This is a genomic window from Streptomyces natalensis ATCC 27448, from assembly GCF_000935125.1.
Classification (GTDB): Bacteria; Actinomycetota; Actinomycetes; order Streptomycetales; family Streptomycetaceae; genus Streptomyces; species Streptomyces natalensis.
Window position 1 is genome coordinate 487,003 of record NZ_JRKI01000026.1, and the last position, 16,029, is coordinate 503,031.

Here is a 16,029-nt window from a genome sequence, read left to right on the forward strand (position 1 = left end):
TGGCGGAACTGGCGTTCTCGGCCAGTGATCTGGCGCAGGTGCGGTTCGCCGTCTCGCCGATGTGGCAGGTGGTGACCAGCTATCGGCTGCTGTCCAACCACGCCTCCGCAACCCCTGTCCATCGCCCCTGGATCCAGCAGGTCCAGCCACGCGCGGCGGCCGCCGGGCTGGACCGGGGCTGGCTTGCGGAGCTGATCCCGCCGTCGGGTTTTTTTCCGTACTTCCTCAACCCAGCCCCCGCCGGGCCGGCCCCGGCGCTCGACACGGAGCTGGCCGCCATCCAGAACGCCCCCATCGACCGGGTCCGCCACGACCTCGATCACCTGGAGTACCACCAGAAACGTCTCGGCCCCCGACTGCGGTCTCTGCACCACGACCCGCACGCCCGCCTGGCCCGCCTGGCCCAAGAAATCCGCACATACTGGGAGCTGGCCCTCGCCCCCTACTGGGCACGCATCCGCGCGGTGCTCGACACCGACATCTTCCACCGGGCCCGCCAGGTCGCCGAACACGGCGCGGGCCACGTACTCAACGACCTGCACACTGCCGTGACATGGGACGGCAGCGCGCTGCAACTGAGCCGCCGGAGCAGGCCCCTTTCCCGCACCACAGCGGGCCCGGGGCTGTTGCTGGTCCCCTCCGCCTTCACCGGCCCACGACTGCCCACCCGAGTCGCACCGCCCGAACCACCACAACTCGCCTATCCAGCACGCGGCATCGGATCACTATGGGCCCCCGAGCCCACAACCGGCACCGACGCGCTCGCCGCGGTACTCGGCCGCTCACGAACCCGCCTGCTGGCCGAACTGGACACCCCGGCCTCCACCACCCAACTGGCACACCGCACCGGCCTGTCCCCGGCCGGGGTATCCCAATACCTGACCGCGTTGCGAAGCGCGGGCCTGGTCAGCGCCCACAGAGCCGGCCGCTCCGTCCTCTACGCCCGCACCACCGCCGCCGAAACCCTCCTCAAGGCCGCCTCCTCCACCTGAGGCTCGGGTCAACCCCCGAAGGACTTCTGGAGCTGACCACTTAGGTGTCACTACCACCAGTACGAGATCGCCCCACGCACGACCAGGTCCGCGCCTGGCGTGCGGAGATCGGGCAGCTGGTAGGGGAACTAGCGCAATGACTGTTCGTCACCATCCGTTCTCTGACAGTTGTTTCAACGGGGTACGGGCGCGGGCCCGTAGCGGCGTCCCGTGGGCGCCGCAGGGAGGATGCGCATGAGCACCACCACACGCGATGAGGTCATTGCCATCGAGCAGAAGGCGGTGGACCATGCGTACGAGTGCTACGGCGCGCGTCTGGCCGAGATGAGCGGGACGTCGGCCGCCACGGCATCGGCTGCGGCTCTTGGCGCCGGGCCGCTGGACGCCCGCCTGGCGACCGCTCGCGAGCTATACGACAGGGCGGACACGGGCCCGACTGCGGTCACGCTGCTCGGACTCCTCGCGACGGCCACGCCGCCGCCTCCCGCCGGGAGCTCGACCAAGATCACCGGCAGCCGCCGCGCCCCGGCCGACTGGCCGCCCTGCACACCCACTGGCAGCGCACCACCCCGCCCGCCGCTCCATCGTCAGCTCGCGCATCGCGCCCCCCGTCGCCAACCGGGCCCTCCCCTCACCACCACTCCCCCGCGCGCGTAGCGCGATATGGACACTCCGTGCGCGGCAGGCCGTGAAGAGGTCTAGGGCATGGCGCGGCACGGGCCGGACGCAGTGTCCTCATGGGGAACTCGCCATCTCTCCGCTCCGGAGCGCGTGTGGAGCGAGCGCCGACGGGACCTGGAGAACAGGACCGGGCCAGCTCATGGCCGTGTCCGTCTGCGCGAAGGTCACGGTGCCGGTGGCGGGCGCTGAATGGGCACCACGCCAGGGAGTTACCAATAGGTAGCCGACGATAATTACGATTGCCGGCGGTAATGTGTGATCAACATGCGTCTGACCAGGGGGGTTTGATGGGCGTAGGAGTTGAACTCGTCGAGATGGTGGACGCCGAGCTCGTCGACGACAAGAACTTCGCGACCACCAACCGGCATCGCGGGCTGCCGTCGGGGCGTCGGCCAAGCTCCGGAAGCGCGTGCAGCCGTACATCGAATCCGGTCCGGGCCAACTCCGCGCGCACATCCGCGAGACGGAACGTCCGGTAGTACATGACGAAGCGCGGGCGCCATAGCGCGTTACGGACCCGCATCGCCGCGTCGAAGGCAAGCAATGTGCAGTAGCCGGGCGTCCCTGGACGGGCCGGCGCAACGATCGGGAACACGAACCGGCCACCAGGGCGCAGCACGGAGTGAACCTGTGCGAACAGCTCCGGTCGGTCCCGGGGCAGGAAGTGCCCGAACGCGCCAAAGCTCACCACGAGATCGAAGACCGGCCCGAAGGGGAGGGACCGCGCATCCGCCCGTACCCACTCCACGCGCGGTCCGGCGTCGGTCGTCCGTTCACGGGAACGGCCCACCGCGAGCATCCCCGCACTGATATCGACCCCGGTGACCCGCTCCCGGCACACCTGGCGCAGTACGCCCATACCGGCGCCGGTACCGCAGCACAGGTCGAGGCCGCTGTCGAACGGGCCGAGCGTGCGCAGTACGCGGGAGACGGGAGCCAGCACCGACTCAGGGGTCCGGAACGGAGTGGCGTCGAATGTGGGGGCGAGCAGGTCATAGCCGCGCTCGACGGAGGACATTGCCTGGACGGCGAGTTCACGGAACGTGGGGCCTTGGGGTGCGAACATCGCACTCAGCATAGGCCCGGTCAGATCCGCGCGATGTCACCGACGACAGGCAAGGATCCGGCGGGCAGACACCCGCATGCGCTCCAGGACGGGCTAGGCCCTGGCCCGTAAGCCCGTCAGCCCGTCAGGTCTGCTTCCTGAACGCCCGCTGGGCCAGCAGGTCGTCGGCCGGGAGCACGGCCCCCTCCTGCTCGGTGGCCGGAGCTTCTTCGGCCCGGAAGGTACGGTCCTCCAGGCTGGGGCTGACCAGGCGCTCCGCATATGGCGAGCGGGGATGGGCGGCGAGCACGCGCAGTCGGCCATCACCCGAGCCGCGCGGGGAGAGCGGCACCACCGCAACCGAGCGGCCCTCCTCGTCCGTCACGAACAGCTCGAAGTCGTCGTAGCGGAAGTGGTCAATGTCCACGATCGGCTTCGGGTAGTGGTGGTACCCGGCCGATTTCGGGAGCACCCCGGAGTGGGTACCGGCGGGCAGCGGCACCGAGGCGTTGAATATCGAGTCCGTCCACTCGGCCACCTGCTCGGCAGTCTCTATGGGGGTGTCCAGCAGCCGTTGACCGTCGTCGTAGCCGAAGCTCTCATATCCGGGCAGGGTGTCCGGGAACGCTCCGACCACCCGGACCGCGCAGCGGCGGATGCGGTCCACCTTCGCCGGGTCCGCGCAGAATTGCGCCGACCACTCGATGCCGAGCGGCAGAAGCAGGCACAGCCAGCCGTCGCTGTCCTTGACCCACACTCCGCCGCCGTGGTGGTCCTGGTAGGGGCCGGGCGCGAACGCCCAGTCATCCGTTGTCCCGACGAGCTTGACCATCAGCTTGCGGCTCGCCCGGTACTGGGAGCTTTCGGAACGCGGCGGGTGATCCGCCACAGAGATGGTCCACGGGAAGTCTTCGTGCTCTCCGTGCTCTCCGTGCTCTCCGTGCTCTGGGTGTGACGGTTCCGGACTGTTCATGGCGATCCCCTTGGTGAAAGTCCCCGCTGCTCGGGAAGCAAACTCGCCTCCCGAAGGTCAGGGGCATGTGGGCCGTTGGCAGAAAACTGGGAACCGGGAGGAAGTAACGCCCCACCGAAATCGGGCCACGGTACCGTCGACTACAGGACGTGCAACTGCACGCGAGAGTTTCAGGTGAATCACTCTACGGGGCGATCTCCCGGTTTTATCCGAGATGATTCCGCACCCCTGCCACCTGGGCTTCGGTTGATTCGATGCGGCGAAAATTGAAGCCACTAGCGCGTCAGCCGCTCGGTGTGACGGTCATCGACCACCCGGTTGCCAACTCTTGGAATGTGCGGCGTGGGGCGTAAACCGTCCCCTATGCGCGATGCTACCTCTGGCCTGGAAGTCGTGCCTGCCTGGGCGAGGTGACCGCGCGTGCCGGATGACGTGCTGCGGGAGCCCGCCAGCGCAACGCGAAGCAATCGAAAAGGCGGCAGCCGCGATCTGCCGCGCAAACGGCTGGCACGACGGCAGCATGATCGGCCACCTGGAGTGGGAGCCCGGCAAGATCGATCCCAAAGGATTCACGATGGACGGCATGCGCGCGCCGATCGCCAGGCGCCTCGCCGCCCACTGAGGAACCAACCAAAAATCCGACTGGCCGACATTCCGGCCTGGCGCCTCGTCGGACCGTTCTACGACCGGGCCCGTGAAATCGTCAGCGAGGGCCTCGCCACGTGCCCACACAGCCGGCACCGGCGCCGGCGCAGGCTGTGCCAGCCATCGTTCCAGGCCGACCGGTACCCCGGTTACGCCGCAGCGATGTCGGCAGCGGCCCAGGGCGTGGCCGCAAGCTGGCACGACGGGCAAGTCCTCGACGTGGTCCCTGAGATGACGGCGCTGACCGCCCGGTCGACCGTGGAGACCATCCTCGTCACGGCATGGAAGCCGCACACCTTGCACGCGTTCCTCGACGGCCTCACGGTCCTGCTGGAGGGGGTCGTACCGAACTCGGACAGACGACCGCTCAGCGGCAGCGACGCTCCCAGTGTGAATCCCTCAATGAGTCCCGGACAAGCCGGACAAGTACGTCGGCGTCAGGGCAGGTCGATCGGAAGCTGGAGTCCGTCCAGTACGTGTGCACAGGGGCACTCCCGTTCCTTGGGAAGGAGCTTCACCGCCTCGAGAATCACCCCGCGCAGGCGCTCGGTGTTCTCGGCGAAGACCTTGAAGACGTCCTCCTGGGAGACGCTGTCGTGCGCGTCGATTCCCGCGTCGAGGTCTGTCACCAGGGCGATGGAGGTGTAGCAGAGCCCCAGTTCCCGGGCAAGCACGGCTTCCGGGTGGCCGGTCATGTTCACCAGGGTCCAGCCCGCTGCGGCGAACCACTGGGATTCGGCTCGTGTGGAGAAGCGAGGTCCTTCGACCACGACCATCGTGCCGCCGTCGTGGGCCTCGCTGCCCGCCTCCGCCGCGGCCTTCAGGACGGCGGTGCGCCCGTGGCCGCAGTACGGGTCCGCGAAGGACACATGGACAGCGCCCTCGTCGTAGAAGGTCTGTACCCGACCGCTGGTCCGGTCGACCAACTGGTCGGGGATGACCAGGGTGCCCGGACCCAGGTCCCGGCGCAGCGACCCCACTGCGCAGGGTGCCAGTATCCGGCGCACGCCCAGCGAGCGCAGCGCCCACAGGTTCGCCCGATAGTTGATCGTGTGCGGCGCGTACTGGTGATGGCGGCCGTGGCGAGGCAGGAAGGCCACATGCCGACCCCCGATGGTTCCGACGGAGATCGTGTCGGAGGGATTCCCGTAGGGAGTCTCGACCGTCACCTGCTCCGCACCGCTGAGCAGTTCGTAGAAGCCGCTCCCTCCGATGACGCCGATATCCGCGCGGTTCTCTGCTTGGGTCATGCTTCTTCTGTTCCCTTCATCAGATTGCTCAGTTGTCATCAGATTGCTCAGTTGCTGTTCGTTCAGCGCCCGGATCGTCAGGTGCCCGGCCATGGTGAAGGGACGTGGCCCGTCCCGCTTCCGCATGCCGGCCTTCAGACCTCCGGGACCGGTGCGGCACCGGTGCGCCGCCTGTCAGCCGGCTCAACTCACGCGGGCCGACACCTCCCTGGGCGCCGGTCATCCAGAGGTTGCCGTGCCGGGGCGGCGCGCAGGCAGGCCCCGAGAGCGACGCACACGGCGGCCGTGCCGTACGCCCACGCCTGGAGGGGGAAGCCGGGCAGCAGTCGGCCGCCGAGGTAGAGGACGGTGCCGGCGAGGGTGGCGGTCAGCCACTCCCAGCGGCCGTCGAGCGCGACGAGGCCGACGACGAGCAGCGAGTACCAGGGGTAGCTGGGTGAGACCAGCAGCAAGGAGGTGCCGGTCAGCAAGAGGGCACCGCGCCAGGGGCGGGCCGGGTCGCCGCGCCGCCACACGTGGAGGGCGGTCAGCGCGAGCACCACGATGGCGGTCATTTCTGCGGCGGCGTCCGGCAGCAGCAGCCGGAGCAGGGCGAAGCGGTGCACGTCACCGGGTTCGTAGCCCTCCTCCTGGAGGTAGCCGGGCAGGTAGCCCAGGACGCCCGTGCCGGACGCGGCGACGTACGGCAGGTAGGCGAACGCGACCATGGCGACCGCCGCCGATACCGTGCGCAGGACGCGGGCCGGACTGCGCTGCCCGGACAGGGCGCCCGGCAGCGCCAGAACGGGCAGCAGTTTCACGGCGATCGCGGCGCCGAGGAGTGCGCCACGGCGGGCCCCCGCGGTGGCGGTGCCGAGGGCGAGCACGGTGAGCAGGACGCCGAGGGTGTCGATGTGGGCGTTGTTGACCGCTTCGAAGGCGACGGCCGGGCACCACCCCCACAGGGCGGCGCGGGCCGGGGCCCGGCGTGGGTCGCCGCGTCGGCGCCCCACGGTGAGCAGGGCGAGGGTGGTGCCGAACGCCAGGACGGCGCCGCCGACTTGGAGTGGCTTGTGGCGGCTGTCCGGTGGTGAGAGGGCATGGACGGTGAAGTACCAGCCCTCGGCGACGGGCGGGTAAATGGTGGGGACGGCGGGGCGGTTGATGCGGACGCACAGGCCACGGTCCGTGCGGGTCAGTCCCCAGCCTGTGCAGGAGCTCCGGGCGGGAAAGAGCCAGTCGTCGCGCAGCTCGGTGAGTTCGGGTGCGGCGGGCGGGTGGGCGTACGGGGAGATCCCGGCGGCCTGGACGCGGCCGTCCCAGGCGTACCGGTACATGTCGGTGCTGGTGCGGGGCAGCGCGGCGAGCGCGGCCAGCGCCACGGCGGCCGATCCGGCCAGGACCAGTGCGGTCGCGGCGCGCGCCGGGGCCTTGCGTACGGCCCATATCGCGGCGGCGAACAGCGTCCAGGCGACGGCGTATCCGGTCAGCAGGCGGCCGGGGTTGCTCTGGTTGTCGCCTGCGCGAACGGTGTCGAGGACGACGGCGGTGAGTGCGGCGAGGAGGACCGCGGTGACGATCGTGCTGATACGGGCCGTTGCGCGGTTCACAGGTGCGGCGGGCGGACTGGGCGGTGGCTGGGGGGATTGACGGTGTGGGGCGGCTGTGTCGCTCATGGGCGTTCGGGCCTTCCGGTGGCCGTGGGGTGCTCGTCGTGATGCCCGGGCTGCGGGCGGTGCAGCTCCACGAACGGGCGGCCCTCGGCCGTCCACCGGCCGGCCGGAATCCACCCCGCGGCCTCGGCGGCATACAGCAGGGCGGTGGTGCCGAGGCGAGCCCAGGGGAAGGGGCGACCGTGCCGGCCGTGGGCGTCCTCGACGCGGACGGTGAGGTGCTCGTCCACGTCGTGCGGGGCGGCCTCCGCCAGCAGGCGCCCGCCGGGCGCGACCACGGTGCGGAGGCGGACGAGGAGAGCGACCGGGTCGCCACCGATGCCGACGTTGCCGTCCATCAACAAGACGGTGCCCCAGCGGCCTTCCCCCGGCAGGCGGTCGAAGACGGACCGGCGCACGGCAGCACCCCCGTGCTGTCGGGTCCGGGCCACTGCGGCCGGGCTGACGTCCACGCCGAGCGCCCGCATGCCCTGGGCGGCCAGGCCCGCCACCAGACGTCCCGGTCCGCAGCCGACGTCGAGAACGGGGCCGGTGCAGCGGTGCAGAACGCCGGTGTCGGCGGCGTCGGGGGCGGCACACCAACGCTCGACGTCCAGCGGCAGCAGGTCCCCTTTCCCTCCGGCATCGTTCGGATGGGCCGGTCGTGACAGGCGCCGCAAGAAGAGCGGGCCGCGACCGGTGCGCAGGGCGTCGGCGTAGGGGTCGTCCGTCCACGGCTCGCCCGGATCGGCCGTCATCCACTCGGCGGGGGCAAGGTCCGTACCGCTTGCCGTGCGGCTCATCGCCCGGCCTCCGTGAGCGAGTTCAGGGTGGCGGCGAAGCGCGAGCCGGGCGGGCAGCAGGCGGCGACCGCTGCGGCGTCGGCGGCGGTGTCCACATCGCGCAGCACCGGCAGGACGCTTACGCTCAGCCCCGCCTCGACGAGTCGGCACCGCTGTATCGCGCCGGTGCGGTCGGTGGACATCGGTACGCCCCGTACGAGGGCCGCGGCGCGCGCCGGGTCGGCGAAACCCAGCGCCCAGAACCCACCGTCCGCGGCCGGCCCGAACCACGCGTCGTGGCCGTCGCGTCCGACACCCGCAAGAAGTTCCGTGGTCAGTTGGGGGGTGTCCATGCCGACCAGGAGGGCCGGTCCGCGGTCGCAGTGACCGAAGGCGGCAGCGATCCGCTCGTCCAGGCCGCCGGCGCCCTGGGACACGATGTCGAAGCCGGGCGGCAGCCAGGGGCCGGGAACACCGTCGAGAACCAGGACGCGGCGACGGGCGGGGGCCTTGAGCGCTGTGTGCAGGGTGTCGGTGAGGGCGGCCTCGGCCAGAGCGGCCGCCTCCTGGGACGTGTAGGGCGGGGTGAGTCGCGTCTTGACCCGCCCCGGGACGGGTTCCTTGGCGATGACCAGCAGCGTGGCGAGCCCGGTGGCCGGGGTCCGGGCGCTCATCGTCCGGTTCCCGGGACGGTCGCCGCGGACACCGGTGCAGCGGCGGGCCGCTCGGCGAGGACGGCGCGCATGTCCCGTACTGCGTGCCAGGTGCCGAGCCAGGTGCCGGTGACCTTCGAGCGGCCCGTGCGCGGGCGGTACGGCACCTCCGTCTCGGCTACCCGCCAGCCTGCGTCGGCGGCGCGGACCACCATCTGCAGCGGGTAGCCGGAGCGCCGGTCGGTCAGGTCCAGGGCGTGCAGCCACTCGCGGCGGGCGGCGCGCATGGGGCCGAGGTCGTGCAGCCGTAGTCCGGTGCGCCGGCGGATCAGACGGGCCAGCTCCAGGTTGGCCAGGCGGGCGTGCAGTGGCCAGGCGCGGCGCGTGACGGGCCTGCGGCGGCCCAGTACGAGGTCGGCGGAGCCGTCGAGGACGAGCCCGGCGACAGTGGGCAGAAGCGCGGGGTCGAGGGAGGCGTCGCAGTCGCAGAAGCACACGATGTCGGCCGTGGCGGCGGTCAGGCCCGCGTGGCAGGCGGCGCCGAAGCCGCGCCGCGGCTCGTGGACGACATGCGCCCCGAGGGCGCGGGCGATGTCCGCGGAGCCGTCGGTGGAGCCGTTGTCGACGACGATCGCGCGCCAGCCCGAGGGGATGCGGTCCAGCACCCACGGCAGGGCCTCGGCCTCGTCGAGGCAGGGCAGCACCACGTCCACAGGAGCAGGCGAAGAGGGGGATGTTTCGATCACTCGACTCACCCTACGGACGCAAAACGGGCGAAAGGGATTTGGTGGTCTTACGGATCGCTGACGTCCGGCGCCGCTCCCACCGACGGCCGAACGCCGGTGTGAGACTCGGCGGCGTGAAACGCATACTCGTCGTGGACGACGACCCCACCGTCTCCGAGGTCGTCACCGGCTACCTGGAACGGGGCGGCTTCGCCGTCGACGTGGCTGCCGACGGCCCCGCCGCCGCGGCCCGCGCCGCCGCCCAACCGCCCGACCTGGTGGTGCTGGACCTGATGCTGCCCGGCATGGACGGGCTGGAGGTCTGCCGCCGCATCCGCGAGAACGGCCCGATCCCGGTGATCATGCTGACGGCGCGCGGTGACGAAGAGGACCGCATCCTGGGCCTGGAGGTCGGGGCGGACGACTACGTCACCAAACCCTTCAGCCCCCGTGAACTCGTGCTCAGGGTGCAGTCGGTGCTGCGCCGTGCCGGAGCACTGGCCGCCGCCCAGAGAGCACCGGACGGGTCCCGGCTGCGCGCCGGCCCCCTCGCCCTGGATCCCCACGCTCGCCGCGCCACCCGCCACGGCACCGAACTGGCCCTGACCATCCGAGAATTCGACCTTCTGGAGTACTTCCTGCGAAATCCGGGCCAGGCGACGAGCCGCGAGGAGCTGATGCGCCGAGTGTGGGGCTGGGAGTTCGGCGACCTGTCCACCGTCACCGTCCACGTGCGGCGGCTACGCGAGAAGATCGAGGGGGATCCGGCACGCCCCCGCCTGATCAGCACAGTGTGGGGCGTGGGCTACCGCTTCGACCCTCCCCCGGCGCAGGACGGAGCCGATCATGCTGGGTGACACTCTCCTCATCGCGGCTTACGCGGCCCTCGGCGCGGTCGGAGCCGGGTTGCTCGGCATGGGCGTCCTGCGGCTGCTGCGCAACCGTTCGGTGGCGGTGTCGCTGACCGTGGTCGCCGCCGTCGCGGTCGCAGCGATGCTCGCCGGAACCATGCTGGTCTCCTGGGCCATGCTCCTGTCCGACCACGACCTGTGGGTGGTGACGATGGTCTGCTCCATTGCGGCGGTCGTCTCGCTCGGGGTGGCGCTCACGCTCGGCCGCGGCGTCGTCCGCGGCAGCCGAGCCCTGGCCGAGGCCACCCGCGTCCTCGGCGACGAGGGGAGTTTCACCCCGCCCGCCGCCGCACCCACCGCCGAACTCGCCGAACTGGGCCGCGAATTCGCCGCCACCAGCGCGAAGCTCGCCGCATCCCGGGAGCGGGAGAGGGCCCTGGAGGACTCCCGGCGCGAACTGGTCGCCTGGATCTCCCACGACCTGCGCACCCCACTCGCCGGGCTCCAGGCCATGGCAGAGGCCCTGGAGGACGGTGTGGTCGACGACCCGGGCGTCTACCACGCCCGTATCCGCGCGGAGGTCGAGCGCATGAGCGGCATGGTCGGCGACCTCTTCGAACTGTCCCGCATCCAGGCCGGCGTCCTCGCCCTGAACACCTCCCGGATGTCGGTCTACGACCTTGTCGGCGACGCGCTCGCGGGCGCCGACGCCCTGGCCAAGGAGCACGGTGTACGGATCATCGGCGACGGGGTCGAGCCGGTCCCGGTCGAGGTCGACGGCCGCGAGATGTCCCGTGTCCTGGCCAATCTGCTCGTCAACGCGATCCACCGGACGCCCAGCGACGGCACGGTCGCGGTCTCCGCGCGCCGGGAGGCGGACAGCGTCGTCGTATCGGTGACCGACGGCTGCGGCGGCATTCCCCCGGAGGACCTGCCCCGCGTCTTCGACACCGGCTGGCGCGGCACCCACGCACGGACCCCACCGGCCGGGGCAGGTCTGGGCCTGGCGATCGTGCGCGGAATCGTGGAGGCCCACCAGGGACGCGCGGCGGTGTGCAACGTTCCAGGCGGCTGCCGTTTCGAGGTCCGCCTGCCCGCCGCTGTCTGAAAGAGGCCCGCCGGAGAAGGGCCGGCCCTGCGGGGAAGACAGGGCCGGCCCTTCGCGTACGCCGGGGCCGGCATCCCGGCCGGAGGGGAACGTCAGCCGGCTCGCAGCGAGGCCGTCGCGAACTCCGCCATTCCCTCCCCGAAGACGACCTCGGGCTTCCAGCCCAGTTCGTCGCGCAGCCTGCGCGAGGAGGCGGTGATGTGGCGGACGTCGCCGAGCCGGTACTCCCCCGTGACGACCGGTGCCCGCCCGCCGTGCGCCTCGGCCAGGGCGGCGGCCATCTCGCCCACCGTGTGCGGCTCGCCGCTGCCGACGTTGTACGCCCGCGTGGTCCCCTCCGGCAGACCGGGCAGACCGTCCAGAGCCGCGAGGTTGGCCCCGGACACGTCCCGTACATGGACGAAGTCCCGCCGCTGGCCACCGTCCTCGAACACCCGCGGTGCCGCACCGCGCTCCAGCGCGGACCGGAACAGCGAGGCGACACCGGCGTAGGGGGTGTCACGCGGCATCCCGGGCCCGTACACGTTGTGGTAGCGCAACGCGGCCACCCGCCCGCCGACGGCCCGCGCCCACGCGAAGGCCAGGTGCTCCTGCGCGAGCTTGGTGGCGGCGTAGACGTTGCGCGGATCAAGCGGGGCGTCCTCGGCCACCAGGCCGGAGGCGAGCGGCTCACCGCACTGTGGGCAGGGCGGTTCGAAGCGTCCCGCCGCCAAGTCGGCCACCGTGCGCGGCCCCGGCCGTACGGCACCGTGCTGCGGGCACTCGTAGCGTCCTTCTCCGTAGACCACCATCGAACTCGCCAGCACCAGGCGCCGTACCCCGGCCTCGGCCATGCCGGCCAGCAGCACCGCGGCACCCAGGTCGTTGCAGCCCACGTAGGCGGGGGCGTCGGCGAAGTCCTTGCCGAGCCCGACCATCGCCGCCTGATGGCAGACGGCGTCCACACCCCGCAGGGCCTCGGCCACGGCTGCCGCGTCGCGGACGTCCGCCTGCCTGAAGTCCGCCCCGTCGGGGATCGGTGGGGGTGTGCGGTGCGCGGCAGGCAACAGCGCGTCGAGCACGCGCACCTCGTGCCCGGCGCCGGTGAGGGCGGTGACGACGTGCGACCCGATGAAGCCCGCACCTCCGGTGACCAGGATCAACATGCCACCGACCGTACGGCCACGGGCCCGCCCGGCGACCGTACGACGCCGGAGCGTCAGGGGTTCGTAAGCCTTCCGCCGCAGGCCGGGCGCCGCCGGGCGGTGCGGCCGCCGCCGTCAGCAGGCTGCGGTGTCCGCGCCGCCGCCGGCAGGCAGGAGCGCGGACGCACCTACGAAGGTGGCCGACGACGGCTGCGGCGGGTCCTCCGCGCGGCCAGTACGAGGGCCGTGACGGTCGCCACCGCCACCAGCGTGAGCAGCCAGTTGCGCGGATAGTCCAGCGGCAGGACCGAGGAGTTGGCCGGTTTCCCCGGGCGCAGCAGCACCGGCAGGGCGACCGCCGTCAGAGCGCCCGCCACCAGCAGTGCTCCCCGGACCGGCCCGCGCGCACCGCCGCGGACCAGCACCAGCCCGATGAGCAGCACCAGCGGCGCGATCAGCGCGTCGTGCAGCACCACCGCCCCGCCGAGCCAGACCACCACACCCGTCAGGTCGGGCACGTCCAGCAGCAGGGAGGCCCCGACGCCCATCAGCGCCAGACCGGCCGCACCCGTGAGCACCCGCGTCACGCTCGTCCTCATGACAGCACCTCCAGTCGGCCGACCCACTTGGTCTGCAGCACGCCGGGCCGGTTCGGGGCGATCAGACGTACCGGGTAACCGTGGTCGGGGGAGAGCTCCTCGCCGTTGAGGCGCAGAGCGAGCAGGGTCAGCGGATCGTGAGCGTGCTCATGCCCCATCTCGGAGACCCGGTAGCCGCCCCGCGTCTGCAGGGACACCACCCGCACGCGGGCGTGTGGCAGAGCGCCCGCACGCTCCAGAAGGTCCATGACCCGCACGCCCGTCCAGTGCGCCGACTTGCTCCACCCCTCCACGCAGGCGATCGGCAACTCCACCTCGTGCTGCGGCAGGCCCCGCAGCTCATCCAGCGTCAGCGTGTAGGGCCTCGGCCCGGCGACCGTCAGGCGGTAGCGCTCGGCCGGAATCAGCCCGACTCCGGCCGCGTCAGCGGTGCGGTTGACCGGCAGACCCTGCGGGCCGTGGTCCGGATGGCGGGGAGCGAGCAGGGTGAGGTCCTTCAGGGGCGTGAAGGACTGGCCCACGGTCGTCACGGTGACCGCACCGACCGCCCCTGCCACCGCGGCCAGCAGCGAGCGCCGGCTGGGCCCGTCCTCCTCGGGCAGGGCCAGGGTGCCCGGCGACCGCCGACTCCAGTGGGCCCGGATCTCGGGGGCCTTGACCGCGATGTGCAGCACGAGCGATCCGGCCACCAGCCAGGCCACGGCGTAGTGCACCGGCACGAAGGAGAACGGCCACGGATACCACTGCGCGGTGTTCAGCAGGCCCGTGGCCACTTCGAAGACGGCAGCCGCCACCAGCACGGCCACCGACACCCGCTCCAGGGCGTGCCGCACCGACCGCACCGGCGGCCAGGCGAACAGCCGCGGGTACACCGTCCACAACTTCGCCAGCAGCAGCGGAATCGCCGCGATGCCCGAGGCGACGTGCAGCCCCTGTGTCAGCCGGTAGCCCCACGCCGGGCGGCTCGGCAGGTCATCGGCCAGCCACTCGGGCGGATGCTGCAGCACATGGCTGATCAGACCGGTGACGAAGCACACCACGAAGGCGAGGCCGAGCCACCGCCCGATCGAGGTAGCCGTGCGGGCATCATGCAACCCGCCCTTGAACACCGGCGGAAAAAAGCGCGATTTCATGCGTCCCATCACAGCCGCCGCAAGGCCGCTGTGGAACACCCGAACACCTTACGGAACAGGGACATCCGCGTCTTGTGCGACCTGCTGTGACGGCCGCCGGCGCCTGGCCACCACTACCCGCTCGAACATCACGGGCGCACCGCCGACACTCACCGGTTCCGAAGTGCTTTCAGCGGCACCCGCTCATGACGAATGCCTGACGTCGCGGGCCGATCCGGGACCGCGGCCCGTGTGGAGCCTACGGTGAGGACGTGCCCTCCACACCGCCCACGGGCTCCCGGCCCCCCTTGTACGAGCCCGCCGCCCCGGACACCGGCTCCCCGGACCCCGGCAGCGGCCGCCGCCTCGACCTCGCCTCCGGCGGCGCCGCCCTCGCGCTCTTCGCGGTGGTCGCGAGCGTCGGGGCGTATCTGCTGAGCCGCAGCCCGTCCCTGCACGTGGGCTGGCCGCCGCTGATGGCCGACTGGGGTCCGCACCTGGGCCCCGGCACGCCGGCCGCGGTGGCCGTGGCCGTCCTGGCCGTCGGCTACGGCCCCCGGCTGGCCGACCGGCTGCCGTGGCGGGCGCTGCCGTGGGCCGCCTGGGCGGTGGCCATGGCGTGGACGTGGTCGCTGGCCCTGGTCGACGGCTGGCAGCGCGGCGTCGCGGGCCGGTTGACGCGGTCCGGTGAGTACCTCCGCGGGATCGACCGGTTCCAGCACTTCAGCAGCACCGTGCACGACTTCACCGGCCACATCCTCATCAACTCGCCCGACAACTGGGGGACCCACATCGCAGGGCACCCGATCGGCGCCGTGCTGACCTTTGTGGGGCTCGACCGGATCGGCCTTGGCGGCGGCGCCTGGGGCGGGGTCTTCTGCATCACCGCGGGCAGTTCGGCAGTGGCCGCCGCACTGGTGACCGTGCGCCTGCTGGCGGGAGAGGGCCGGGCACGGGCGGCCGCGCCCTTCCTCGCATTGGCCCCGGGCGCGGTCTGGGTCGGAGTGTCCGCCGACGGCTACTTCGCGGCGGTCGCCGCCTGGGCGCTGGCCCTGCTCGCCCTCGCGGCGACCCGGACCCGCGGGTGGCAGACGGCAGTTGCCGCCTCGGCAAGCGGTCTGATGCTCGGCGCGGCGGTCTACCTGTCGTACGGGCTGACCCTGCTGGCGATCCCGGTCCTCGCCGTACTGCTCTGCACCCGCAGGGCCCGGCCGCTGCTCTACGTCCTGCCCGCCTGCGCCGCCGTCGTCCTCGTCTTCACCCTCCTGGGTTTCCACTGGTGGCAGGCGTACGGCCTGCTCAAGACCCGCTACTACCAGGGATACGGCGGGGTGCGCCCGTACGCGTACTGGATCTGGGGGAACCTGGGCACGGTGGTGACGGCCGCGGGCGTGGCCGCCGCGGCGGGGCTGCGCCGGGTGCTGACGGCCGCACCCGCCGCCGTCCGGCAATGGCGGCGGCGCGCCGACCCGCAGGCGGTCGCGGCCGTTGTGCTGCCCTGCGCCTTCCTGCTCGCGATGCTGGCCGCCGACCTGTCCGGCATGAGCAAGGCGGAGACCGAACGCATCTGGCTGCCCTTCACGTTGTGGCTGCCGGCGACCGCCGCGTTCCTCCCGGCCCGCGACCGCCGCGGCTGGCTGGCCGCTCAGGCGGCTACCGCCCTGCTGGTCAACCACCTGCTGCTGACCGACTGGTGACGCGCGTACCGCCCCGTGCGTCGAGTCCGCCCGCGGCCGTACGGCCGTACTGATCAGCTCAGTTGAGCGTCCACTGGCGCAGTGTGACGCCGGTATCCGCCTACTGGATCACCAGCGAACCGCCGGAGGCCGAGGCGGTGGTGAGCAGCGGCCCAGACGCT

15 protein-coding genes are annotated in these 16,029 nt (G+C 71.9%); 5 read left to right on the plus strand and 10 right to left on the minus strand.

Annotated features, from left to right (window positions below; genetic code table 11):
• Nucleotides 1-59: 59 nt before the first annotated feature.
• Entirely contained in the window at nucleotides 60-992 is a 933-nt protein-coding gene (locus tag SNA_RS18235) for an ArsR/SmtB family transcription factor (RefSeq protein WP_198535072.1), read from the plus strand.
• Nucleotides 993-1,226: 234 nt separating this feature from the next.
• Nucleotides 1,227-1,649, plus strand: a complete 423-nt coding sequence (locus SNA_RS18240; RefSeq protein WP_044365802.1) for a hypothetical protein — start codon at nucleotides 1,227-1,229, stop codon at nucleotides 1,647-1,649.
• A gap of 283 nt (nucleotides 1,650-1,932) precedes the next feature.
• Here SNA_RS18240 and SNA_RS18245 read toward each other — a convergent pair whose 3' ends face one another.
• From SNA_RS18245 to SNA_RS18275, 7 genes are all read right to left on the minus strand, one after another.
• Nucleotides 1,933-2,739: a class I SAM-dependent methyltransferase gene (locus tag SNA_RS18245; RefSeq protein WP_044365900.1), complete on the minus strand. Its 807-nt coding sequence runs from the start codon at nucleotides 2,737-2,739 to the stop codon at nucleotides 1,933-1,935.
• 124 nt (nucleotides 2,740-2,863) lie between these two features.
• Entirely contained in the window at nucleotides 2,864-3,691 is an 828-nt protein-coding gene (locus SNA_RS18250) for a DUF6424 family protein (protein ID WP_275042010.1), read from the minus strand.
• Between the two features lie 1,082 nt (nucleotides 3,692-4,773).
• Nucleotides 4,774-5,625 carry an S-methyl-5'-thioadenosine phosphorylase gene (locus SNA_RS18255; protein WP_198535073.1) on the minus strand — a complete coding sequence of 284 codons (852 nt, stop codon included), beginning with the start codon at nucleotides 5,623-5,625 and terminating at the stop codon, nucleotides 4,774-4,776.
• Nucleotides 5,626-5,774: 149 nt separating this feature from the next.
• Nucleotides 5,775-7,241, minus strand: coding sequence for a glycosyltransferase family 87 protein (locus SNA_RS18260; protein ID WP_044365804.1), 1,467 nt, complete (start codon nucleotides 7,239-7,241; stop codon nucleotides 5,775-5,777).
• Nucleotides 7,238-8,020: a class I SAM-dependent methyltransferase gene (locus SNA_RS18265; protein WP_051877242.1), complete on the minus strand. Its 783-nt coding sequence runs from the start codon at nucleotides 8,018-8,020 to the stop codon at nucleotides 7,238-7,240. The genes SNA_RS18260 and SNA_RS18265 overlap by 4 nt, the downstream gene beginning before the upstream one ends.
• Complete coding sequence (locus SNA_RS18270) at nucleotides 8,017-8,673, minus strand: TIGR04282 family arsenosugar biosynthesis glycosyltransferase (RefSeq protein WP_030065489.1); 657 nt, start codon at nucleotides 8,671-8,673, stop codon at nucleotides 8,017-8,019. The genes SNA_RS18265 and SNA_RS18270 overlap by 4 nt, the downstream gene beginning before the upstream one ends.
• Nucleotides 8,670-9,398 (minus strand): glycosyltransferase family 2 protein, encoded by a 729-nt coding sequence (locus SNA_RS18275; RefSeq protein WP_044365806.1) that lies wholly within the window; start codon nucleotides 9,396-9,398, stop codon nucleotides 8,670-8,672. Before SNA_RS18275 ends, SNA_RS18270 begins: the two co-directional genes overlap by 4 nt.
• Before the next feature lie 113 nt (nucleotides 9,399-9,511).
• Between SNA_RS18275 and SNA_RS18280 the strand changes: the two genes are divergently transcribed.
• Both SNA_RS18280 and SNA_RS18285 read left to right on the plus strand, forming a co-directional pair.
• Nucleotides 9,512-10,234, plus strand: a complete 723-nt coding sequence (locus tag SNA_RS18280; RefSeq protein WP_044365808.1) for a response regulator transcription factor — start codon at nucleotides 9,512-9,514, stop codon at nucleotides 10,232-10,234.
• Complete coding sequence (locus SNA_RS18285) at nucleotides 10,224-11,336, plus strand: sensor histidine kinase (protein ID WP_198535065.1); 1,113 nt, start codon at nucleotides 10,224-10,226, stop codon at nucleotides 11,334-11,336. Before SNA_RS18280 ends, SNA_RS18285 begins: the two co-directional genes overlap by 11 nt.
• A 92-nt stretch (nucleotides 11,337-11,428) precedes the next feature.
• Here the strand turns inward: SNA_RS18285 and SNA_RS18290 are convergent, their stop codons facing one another.
• The 3 genes from SNA_RS18290 to SNA_RS18300 all read right to left on the minus strand — a co-directional run bounded on the left by SNA_RS18290 (nucleotide 11,429) and on the right by SNA_RS18300 (nucleotide 14,192).
• On the minus strand, nucleotides 11,429-12,481 hold the full coding sequence (locus tag SNA_RS18290; protein WP_044365809.1) for an NAD-dependent epimerase/dehydratase family protein: 1,053 nt from the start codon (nucleotides 12,479-12,481) through the stop codon (nucleotides 11,429-11,431).
• A gap of 167 nt (nucleotides 12,482-12,648) precedes the next feature.
• Nucleotides 12,649-13,059 carry a hypothetical protein gene (locus SNA_RS18295; RefSeq protein ID WP_044365811.1) on the minus strand — a complete coding sequence of 137 codons (411 nt, stop codon included), beginning with the start codon at nucleotides 13,057-13,059 and terminating at the stop codon, nucleotides 12,649-12,651.
• A complete protein-coding gene (locus SNA_RS18300) occupies nucleotides 13,056-14,192 on the minus strand; it encodes a molybdopterin-dependent oxidoreductase (protein ID WP_104531999.1) in 1,137 nt (378 codons plus the stop codon). The genes SNA_RS18295 and SNA_RS18300 overlap by 4 nt, the downstream gene beginning before the upstream one ends.
• A 251-nt stretch (nucleotides 14,193-14,443) precedes the next feature.
• Between SNA_RS18300 and SNA_RS18305 the strand changes: the two genes are divergently transcribed.
• On the plus strand, nucleotides 14,444-15,868 hold the full coding sequence (locus tag SNA_RS18305) for a hypothetical protein (protein WP_420823488.1): 1,425 nt from the start codon (nucleotides 14,444-14,446) through the stop codon (nucleotides 15,866-15,868).
• Nucleotides 15,869-16,029: the final 161 nt, after the last annotated feature.